The organism is Bdellovibrionota bacterium (assembly GCA_035292885.1).
Classification (GTDB): domain Bacteria; phylum Bdellovibrionota_G; class JALEGL01; order JALEGL01; family DATDPG01; genus DATDPG01.
In genome coordinates, this window is sequence record DATDPG010000207.1 from 1 (window position 1) to 6051 (window position 6051).

The 6051-nt window shown below is 55.8% G+C and carries 4 protein-coding genes; all 4 read left to right on the forward strand.

Going from position 1 to position 6051, the window contains the following annotated elements; all coding sequences use genetic code 11:
• Positions 1–354 precede the first annotated feature (354 nt).
• The 4 genes from VI895_14935 (at position 355) to VI895_14950 (ending at position 5915) form a co-directional block, all read left to right on the forward strand.
• Entirely contained in the window at positions 355–924 is a 570-nt protein-coding gene (locus VI895_14935; protein ID HLG21093.1) for a hypothetical protein, read from the forward strand.
• Between the two features lie 44 nt (positions 925–968).
• The gene (locus VI895_14940; GenBank protein HLG21094.1) at positions 969–2864 is read left to right on the forward strand and encodes a hypothetical protein; all 1896 of its coding nucleotides are present in this window, start codon (positions 969–971) and stop codon (positions 2862–2864) included.
• A 74-nt stretch (positions 2865–2938) separates the two neighbouring features.
• Positions 2939–5137: a TIGR02266 family protein gene (locus tag VI895_14945; GenBank protein ID HLG21095.1), complete on the forward strand. Its 2199-nt coding sequence runs from the start codon at positions 2939–2941 to the stop codon at positions 5135–5137.
• Positions 5138–5255: 118 nt separating this feature from the next.
• A complete protein-coding gene (locus VI895_14950) occupies positions 5256–5915 on the forward strand; it encodes a glutathione S-transferase N-terminal domain-containing protein (GenBank protein ID HLG21096.1) in 660 nt (219 codons plus the stop codon).
• Positions 5916–6051 lie beyond the last annotated feature (136 nt).

Sequence of the window (6051 nt, forward strand, 5' to 3'; positions counted from 1 at the left end):
GACGATCCAGAGGCTGCGATACCAATAAACGTCGAATACGACGGAAATGTTATGACCGCGACTCTGTTGACGGACGTTGGGGGCCAACCGATTTTTTCCTGTGGAGGAGACATCGGGACCGCCAACGCTCCGTTCAGTTGCGACTTCTCTCGGCTCCCATAGCCCACTGCCTTTCCAAGTGGGAAGGCACTGGATTTACTGCATAAATGCACACTTTTGCCGGGCGCGCTATAGCGCATTGCGGCAGGGAGCCCTTTCTGATAAGCCTTTTCCCGCTGCCGTATGTGTATCGGAAGCAAAAAGAAGGAGGGCCCGCGCCGCTCGACGTGGCTCTGGTTCCGGATATCGGTAACTTTGGTCGGTATCGCGAGCCTCACGTGCGCAAAGATTTCCGGCTTTGACGAACCGTATGTTCAGGAAAGTTTCTTAGGAGCCGTTGGAATCACGCCCTCGCTTCGGGGAATGTACCCCAGCGCCAAGATCAATAATCTGATCACGATCGTCGGAGACGAAAACGGCCGGGCGGTCACAATTTATGGTCTTCCGGATAATAAACCGTTTGAACTGTGGGCCCGCTCCGAACCTTTCGAACCGCCGCCCACCGTCTCCGGGCTGGAAGCGGATGTCGTGGATTCGCAAACGCTTTCCGTCACCGGCTTTTCCAGCGTGAACGAAGCGGCTGAAGCGCTCGACCTTGAAGTGAGCGGGACTCTCGTCCGGGAAGGCCCTCGCCTTTCCACGTTGCCGGGAAAACCGATCGTCGTTCGAGCTACGGCGGGAAAGGTTAAGCAATCGATTCCGTCGCAATTTCGCGATCGGATCAAACGAATCTCGGATGGTGCGACGATCGACGAGATCGACGAGGATGAAATCGTTCCTCTGTATCAATTCAACGTCGGTGCGCAGATCACGTCGATATTTTAAGTAGTGAAAATGAAAGGATTTTACGGTATAAGGAGGAGAAGAACGTGGGAAGGTACGGGATAGGGAGGCTTAGCCTCTTTGTCGGTTCTCTTCCGCTCTTGGCCTGTTCGTTCGCGGGGGATCCGGGGAAACGAACCCAAGACGACCTGACGGCGAAGGCGCTGGCCCGGTTTGAGGAGTTTCAGTACGTACCGGGTGAGACCGAGGGAAGGGAACCGGCGGTCAATGGTTCACTCAAAGCAGCGGAAATCGACGACTGCGAGGGGAAGACTCTTCTTTCCGGAAAAGTGAATTTCGCCGGGACGCTCAAGGCGGACGTTCACGACATGCTTGTAGGTAAAAAACACCCAAAACCCTTTTCCAGCTATCCTCCGGAAACTCAAAGGCGCTTTCTCTCCATATACGATCCGCCGATCGACACATTGACGATTCCGGTCCAACATAACGTGACGTTTTGCATGCGACCCGGGACGACAACCTTGTCCGGGTCCGTGGAAGACAACGGCAAACAATACGCACTGTCGCCCGAGTCCCGGCTGATTTCCGGAACACGAACATCCCTCCAAGAGCCCGGCCTCGCTCTTTCTCTCCGTTTCCTCCGGCCGAATCTGCATTACGACGACCTGCCGCCTCGGTTGCGAAACTTGTCGATCCTGTCCGACAAGGGCGCTTTACCGGTCTTTGACGATCGAGACACCTACAGTGTCGACGCGGGAATCATGCTTCGTAAGATCGACTCTTCGGTGACACAGGGGGAGTACTCCGTGATCGGCGTGGGCGGGAGCAAGCTGATCGAGGGATTTTTTAATAAAGGGGGAAAAATTCAGGGGCCGGTCACCGGGCGGGTCGAAGTCGAGGGGAATATTCGGATCGCGGAATCCGAAGTGGCCGCCGACCCGGTTGTCGTCGCTCCCCCTTCTCCCAAAATTGCGGGAACCTTGAATTCGACCGTACCCCAACCTGGAACTGAATCGCCCATTCGATCAGCGGCACCGGCATCGCCAGGCGTACCCACTCCCGTTGTGGCTCCGATCCAGAATTTTCCGGCTCCTGTTCCGCCGACTAACTCTTCGCTACCGCCACCGACTCGAACCGCCTCTCGCCCACCTGTCCCGAGAGAAACGACAATGGCGCCGGTTCCACGAATTGAAATCCCCCCTCCGGAATCGTTTTCAACCAATCCGGTGCATTCGCGGGCCGATTTCCAACGCTTGGATGCCTATCGAAAATACCGCGACACGTCGGGTGGAACTTATGATGAGGTGCAACGGGCTTGCAAAGGCATGCGTCAGGTCGCCGTTGTTATTGCCGGAACACAGACCGGCGACCAAGACCAATCCTATCAACGGTCCGCCGATCCTGTCATTGACGCCGAATGCGTAGCAGCAGCCAAGGACGTGGTGGCCGCCATTCGGGAGTCCGAATTTGACTTAGGATACAGACTTCATTTCTGCCAATCGGGACCGACACAGGGAGATGTGTTCGTTAATCCGGCCCGTGTAGATGACAAGGGAAATGTTTTCCCTCTAGCCGAATGGTATCAGGCTTCCTCGAATAACATGTACGAGGATCCCCGAACGAAAGATGTTTATTTCGCATCGGTTGCGACGAGACTGGCGCCCAAGAGCACTTTTTATGATTCGCTTCCAAAGCTGGATCCGAACAGGGCATACATTTGGGGAGCGTTGCTGGCACAGGGGACCAGCGACCTTGTCCCGCAGAAAATCACGTTTATCGGTACGATCCGCGCCAACAACGGCCGGCCGTATTATGAATGTTCGCTGCCCGGGATATCCCGTCTTCCGTTCTGTTTTCGAACTGAGTTCGCGGGTGAGAGAGTTTTTCGAGCTCTCCGCTTTATCGGAGTCCATAACACAGGATTCGATACGCATCCGTTCAACCGTTCGTGGGCGGACGAAGCCCGCGTCGCTCAAAGATAGAGCTCGAATTTTTCCGCGATTCGGCCTGCCTTGATCCGGGGCGCCTCTCATATACGATTGTATTCACGAACCCGATGCCCTCACCGAAGGAAAGAAGGCGAGCCGAGAGAATTCAGCGCCGATTTGGATTTAAATTTGAAGCGGAAGGCAAAACGATTTCCGGAACCATTCTGAACCTTTCTGAAGTCGGAATGCTGATCCAGGCGGACCGCGTCTTTCAGCCCGGATCCAGGATCACGATTCCCCTGCAAATCGCCCCCGGTCAGACGTTTTCACTCCAAGGGAACGTCGTCTGGAGCAGACCTCCTAAGAAACCCCTCGGCCGGGTCCGGGAACCGGGAACCATGGGAATCGATCTTGGAGCGACCCCCTCGAAATACACGCAGTCGGTCGCACAATTGCGTGAGTACCTGACGCAGTCCGCACCTCGCGGCAGAGACAATCGATTCGATGTGTTTCATCGCGTGCAATTCAAATCCGGAGCGGAGTTTTTGACGGAGTACACGGAAAACCTGAGCCGGGGAGGAATGTATCTGGCGACGGACCGCGACTTGAAAGTGGGCACGGTGATACAAATTCAGATGGAATTTCCAGGTACGGACGAACCCCTGGAGATTAAGGGACGAGTGGCCTATCGGATGTCTGCGGCCGCGGCCAAGGCTACGGGAAGAAGCCAGGGACTCGGTATTCAATTCGTAAATCTTTCCGAAACGGCGACGAACGTATTGCATCAGTATATCCGCCGCCTCGAGATCCATCGGTTGACGGAGCAGCGCCGCCAAACGGATGTCCTCCCTTCCCACGGTTCGTTGGCCGATTTCCTCGTGCCCGAACTCTTGCTGTACTTCCATCGCAACCAAAGCATGGGCGTACTCCGCTTAAAGCGCCGAAACATTGGAAAGAGCATCTTCTTTCAGAAAGGCCAGCCGGTGTACGTCGATTCCGAGTTGCAGAGCGAATCGCTCGGACAATACCTTGCGGCGCAAGGCGTATTGCAGCTTGAAAATATGACGAAATGGCTCCCCGCCCTTGAGCGGGGAGATTTTGAATTATGCCGATTTCTCCTCGGCCATCACATGATTGAGCAGGCTCGCCTGCTTCAGCTCATGGTTTCCCACCAAGAGGATAAATTAATCAACGTGTTTTCCTGGTTCGAAGGAGAGTTCTCGTTTTCGGCCCAACCAGGCCCGCCCCCTTCGATTCTTCCCCTCCAAACGTTTCGAATTATTTTTGACGGGATCTCACGTTGGTTCGATGCGGCCATGATAGGCGCCTGGATGGGTTTAAGCGAGGACAGCGCGCTGATACGGAAGGAAATGCCTTCCGCTCAAACGACGCTTCCGCCTCTTGCGTACGCGGTCTTGCACGAATTGTGGGTTCCGATGACGATCCGCCGCCTGGCCGAAGAGTTGCACGCGCCGATTTCCGAACTTGTTCCGATCGCGTTCGGACTCATCGTGTGCGGATGGGTCAACCTCGAATTTTCCTCCGAAAAACCTGCGGAACGCGCGCCAATTCAGAAAATCGCCTCGCCGCAAGCCAAGGCAACCGCCGATGCGGATGCCCTTGCGAAGGAAATCACCGTGGATTTCGACCGTCTTCAGACCTTTGACTTCTATCATGTCCTTGGGATCGAACGAAGCGCCTCTGCGGAACAAATCGAAACATCTTATCGAGCGCTCGCGGAAAAATACTCACACGAGCGAACGAAACAGATTCAAGACCCGGCCTCACGGGGGAAGGTGTCGCAAATCCTCGCCTGGATTCAGGTCGCCCGCAACACGCTTTCCGATCCGAGCATGCGCGCCCATTACGATCACAAGAGCGATCTGGAAGCATCGAGAACTTCGTCCATCCCATCCATGAAAGCCCAGGAAGCGATTTCCACGGCGCTCGAAGCGATCGACCGCGGGGACGCGTCCAAGGGGCTGGCGATCCTGCGAGCCGGCGCCGACCAGCATCGCGATCACCCCACTCTGAGCGCCTACGCCGGTTGGGCCATGTTTCAGACCGACCGAAAAAAACATGCGGCCGCCGCTGCGAAATCATTGGAGGAAGGAATCGCCCGCGATCCATCCGATCCATATCTTTTCTATTTCCGGGGGATGATCTACGCGGCGGAGAGTAATTGGATCAAAGCAGAGGCCTGTTTTTCGAAAGCGATTCGCTTGCGTCCGCAATTTCCAAAAGCCGTCGTAGCGCACGAGAGCACGCGAACGAAACGTATCGAGCGAGAACGGATAAGCAAAACGTTCGGGCTGCTTGACACGTAAGATCGCATTCTTATTATTCGTTTGCGTTAGCCGCCGCTGAGCGAGCAGACGATCCGAATCCGGTTAATCGAATCGAGGTATGAAACTGAACGGAAAAATCGGACGAGAGGAGACGAAAATGGAAGAGAAACTCATTCTTTATGTCGGGAACAAGAATATTTCGTCTTGGTCGATGCGGCCTTATGTGGCGCTGACGGCGAAAGAACTCCGGTTCGAAGAAACAAGCGTGGATATGTTGCAAGATCGGGATCGAAGGCGGCGCAGGGCGTTTTCACCCACCGGCAAGGTTCCGGTCCTTCAGCACGGAAAACTCCGGATCCCCGACTCGCTCGCCATTATCGAATATGTCGAGGAAGCGTTTCCGGCTCCGAAATATCTGCCGCTCTGGCCCAAAGATCGCGGGGAACGGGCTCACGCGCGCTGGCTGTCGGCGGCCATGCACTCCGGTTTCATGAATCTCCGCGAATCGATGTCCTTCCATTTGTGTTTTCTGCCGAACATACCTCCGGCGACCCCCGAGGCGCTCGACGAAGCGAAAGAAATGATGACGATGTGGGACGACGCGCTCCAAACAAGGAAACTGAGCGGAGCCTATTTGTTCGGGCCCTTCGGTGCCGTGGACGCGATGTTCGCTCCAGCGGTGGTTCGCCTGACATCGTTCCGGGTCCCGCCGGTCTCGAACAGAGTCCAGGGCTACATGGATGCCGTCCTGTCGCATCCCGCGGTCCGGAAGTGGCTTGAGCCCGCCCGCGCGCTTCCGCCGGCCGAGAATTATTAGAACCGGTCTCATAAATAGGTTCGTCGCGAGCCCGAGCGAAAAGGCTGTCAGCAAGGCCGCAGGGGCCAAATGCCCGGAAGCGTACTCTCTGCAGTACGTTGAGGACATTTGGTCCCGAGAACGCAGCTGGCAGCCT